The sequence below is a fragment of the Candidatus Methylomirabilota bacterium genome, from assembly GCA_035936835.1.
Lineage (GTDB): Bacteria > Methylomirabilota > Methylomirabilia > Rokubacteriales > CSP1-6 > AR37.
Genome location: DASYVT010000164.1, coordinates 1 through 3,712, shown reverse-complemented (window position 1 = coordinate 3,712; position 3,712 = coordinate 1). Strand labels below are relative to the sequence as shown.

General features: G+C 70.1%; 2 protein-coding genes. One reads left to right on the top strand and one right to left on the bottom strand.

Features of this window, described 5'->3' with window-relative positions; translation table 11 throughout:
• Nucleotides 1–166 precede the first annotated feature (166 nt).
• Nucleotides 167–1,342: an MFS transporter gene (locus VGV06_14810; GenBank protein HEV2056418.1), complete on the bottom strand. Its 1,176-nt coding sequence runs from the start codon at nucleotides 1,340–1,342 to the stop codon at nucleotides 167–169.
• A gap of 214 nt (nucleotides 1,343–1,556) precedes the next feature.
• Here VGV06_14810 and VGV06_14805 point away from each other — a divergent pair.
• A partial coding sequence (locus VGV06_14805; GenBank protein HEV2056417.1) for a xanthine dehydrogenase family protein molybdopterin-binding subunit occupies nucleotides 1,557–3,712 on the top strand: 2,156 nt, incomplete at its 3' end.

The following is a 3,712-nucleotide window of genomic DNA, read 5'->3' as shown; positions in this document are numbered from 1 at the left end:
TCCCGGTGGCCGAGGACCGTGGCCAGCTGTTCCACATACGTCGCGAAGCGATGGGCTCGAGCCGTCTCGGATGTGCGCATACGCTGAGACTGCCAGCGTACCCCATGATTCCCCTAACTTTTCTAACACAGTAGTACTAGCAGGCGGCTGAAAACTCCGCAGGCTGCTAGACGGGCGCCTGCGTCCGAACCGGCGCCGCGTGGCGCCGCACCTGGACGACGGTGGCGATGGTCAGCAGCATGAAGCCCGCGGAGGCCACGAAGACCATTCGCGGCTCGCCCCGGTCGAGCAGCCACCCGAAGAGGAGCGGCGTGAGCGAGGAGCCCAGGTCGAGCCCGGAGTAGACGAAGCCGTAGACCTTTCCCGAGGCGCCCGGCCGCGTGGCGGCGCGCACGAGCATGTCGCGCGAGGGCGAGGTCGCGCCGAGGCAGAAGCCCGCCAGCGCCATCACCAGGGGCAAAAGCGCCAACGGCGGCGCCGCGCTCGCGATGACGAGGCTCGCGATCGCGCCGAGGAACAAGCCGCCGGCGGCGACCACGTCGTGCCGGCTGGTGCGGTCCGCGAGAAAGCTCCCGACGAGGACTCCGCCGGCGCTGCCCAGAAGGAACGCCGTCAGCGCGCCAGTGGCGAGGCCGAGCGGCGCCTCGTAGATCGCGACCATCGCCGAAACGGAGAAGGTCTGGATGCCGATGAGCGAGGTCGCCAAGAGCGCGAAGTAGGCGAAGGCGACCAGGATCGGCGTCGCCATGAGAAGCCTCACGTTGGCGGTCCAGCCCGACGACGGCGCGCCGCGCAGCCCGGCCGTCTCGCGGCGGTCGTCGAGCGCCTCGCCCTGCGCCGAGAGCGAGACCGCCGCCGCGATGCCAAGGACGCCCACCGTGACGAGGGCAAGGCGCCAGCCTATCGTCGAAGACAGCGTCACAACAACGGCGGGCGCCACGGCCCAGCCGAGGGCGCCGCAGATGCTGTGAACGCCGTAGGCGCGACCGAGTCGCGACGGGCTGACCGAGGCGTTGAAGATCGAGTAGTCCGCCGGGTGGAAGACGCTGTTACCGAGGCCGCCCAGGAGCGCCGCCGGCACCAGCGCCCAATACGACGGGGCGAGCCCCGCCAGCGCCATGGCAAAAGCCAAGAGAGCCATGCCCGTCGGCAGCACGCGGCGCGCGCCCCAGTGATCGACGAGGAAGCCCGACGCGGTCTGGCCGATGCCGGAGGAGGCGTAGAAGAGGCTCATCAGGAGGCCCAGCTGGACGTAGCTGACACCGAAGTCATCGCGCAGGAGCGGGAAGAGCGGCGGCAGCGTCAGCTGGAAGAAGTGGCTGACGAAATGGGCCCCGCCCACCAGGCCGATAATTCGGACGTCTCGCCTCAGAGTGCCTCGCGGAGCCTCGGCCGACGTCCGAATAGCGCGCCTCCAGGTGACAGGTCAGCGCCCGGCGAGGGCCGGGCGCCTGCCCAGCGTAACGCAACCCGAACCCGGATGCGGGGGATTCTCGCCGCGTGGTACCATGCCCTCCGGCTCGCACACCACGGGATCTCACAGGGAGACTGACGCTATGCCGATCCAGCACGTGGGCCGCCCGGTCAGGCGGCTCGAGGACCCCAGGCTCATCACGGGCGCCGACCGCTACGTCAACGATGTGCGCCTCGAAGGGGCGCTGCAGCTGGCGTTCGTCAGGAGCCCCCACGCCCACGCGGTTCTCAAGCGGATCGACGCCACGGCTGCCAGGAAGATGCCCGGCGTCGTCGCCATCCTGACAGGCGCCGACATCAACGCGGAGGTCGGCGTCATCCACACGCCGATCCCACCCGAGATGTTCGCCTCGATGAACCGGCAGGGGTACACGATGCTGGCCGAGGGCCGCGTCCGTCACGTGGGCGAGCCCGTGGCCGTGGTCGCCGCCGAGACGGCGCAGGCCGCGGTGGACGGGGCCGAGGCCGTGGTCGTGGACTACGAGCCGCTGCCGGCCGTCGTGGACTCGGAGGCGGCGCTCCGCAAGGGCGCGCCGCTCCTGTACCCGGAGACCGGCTCCAACCTCGGCGTCTCGTTCAAGCTCGAGAAGGGCGACGTCGACGCGGCCTTCAAGACGGCCCCCGTGGTCATTGACGTCAAGCTGATCAACCAGCGCGTGATCCCGCTCGCGATGGAGCCGCGCGCGTGCAGCGCGATCTGGGATGCCAAGGCGCAGAAGCTGACCATGTGGGGCGACACCCAGATCCCGCACGGCATGCGGAACCAGGTCGCCGAGCGGCTCAAGCTCAAGCCCGAGCAGATCCACCTGATGACCGGGCGCGTGGGCGGCGGCTTCGGCGCCAAGGTGCCCGTGTACCAGGAAGACACCATCGTCCCGATGCTCGCGAAGCGCCTGAACCGCCCCGTGCGCTGGGCGGCGACGCGGCGCGAGGACATGCAGGCGACGGGACACGGCCGCGACATGCGCTGTCACCTCCGCCTGGCCGCCGACTCGACGGGCCGGATCCTGGCGCTCGACGCGAAGATCACCGGCAACGTCGGCTACTGTCTCTACCACGTCGGCTGCCTCCTGCCGGTCCTCTGCGCCCAGATGATCACGGGCTGCTACGACATCCAGACGGCGCGGGCCGAGGTCGTCTGCGCCTTCACCAACACGATGGGCACGGTGCCCTATCGCGGCGCGGGGCGGCCCGAGGCCGCTTACTTCATCGAGCGCGGCATGGACCTGCTCGCCGCGAAGGTCGGCCTCGACCCGTCCGAAGTCAGGCGGCGCAACTTCATCCCGCCCGACAAGTTCCCCTACGACACGGCGCTCGGGAACTCCTACGACAGCGGCGAGTACACGCGCGCCCTCGACCACGCGCTCGTGAAGGCCGGCTACGAGGAGCTCCGCCAGCAGCAGCAGGCGGCGCGCGCCCACGGGCGGCTCGTGGGCATCGGGCTCGCCTCCTACGTCGAAATCTGCGGCTTCGAAGAGGACGAGGTGTCGGACCTCGTCGTGGCCGCCGACGGGCGCGTGACCCTGCTAACGGGCTCGGCCTCTCACGGGCAAGGCCATGAAACGGCCTACGCCCAGCTGGTCGCCGACGAGCTCCAGATCCCGATGGAGATGGTCACGGTCGTCCAGGGCGACACCGCGCTCGTCAGGAACGGCGTCGGCACCTTCGGCAGCCGCTCCGCCGCGCGCGGCGGCATGCACGCCCTCGGCCAGGCGGTCAAGGTCAAGGACAAGGCCCAGCAGGTCGCCGCCAGCCTTCTCGAGGCGGCGGCGCAGGATCTCGTGCTTGCCGATGGCAAATTCACGGTGCGCGGCGTGCCCGATCGCGCCGTCACCTGGCAGCAGGTCGCCGCGGCCGCCAAGGGCAGTCTGGACTCGCACGAGGACATCAAGACCGGCGCCGGCATGCTCTTCCCCTTCGGCTCCCACGTCGCCATGGTCGAGGTGGACCAGGACACGGGTCGCGTCAAGATCCTCCGATACATGTCGGTGGACGACGCGGGCTTCCTCATCAACCCGCTCCTGGTCCAGGGCCAGGTGCACGGCGGCTTGGCGCAGGGCATCGGCCAGGCGCTCTGGGAAGAGGCGGCCTTCGACGAGTCGGGCCAGCTCCTCTCGTCGACCCTCATGGACTACGCGATCCCGAAGACGGACGACCTGATCTCGTTCCAGAACGACCACACCCGCACGCACTCGCCGCGGACCACGCTCGGCGTCAAGGGGATCGGCGAGGCCGCGAC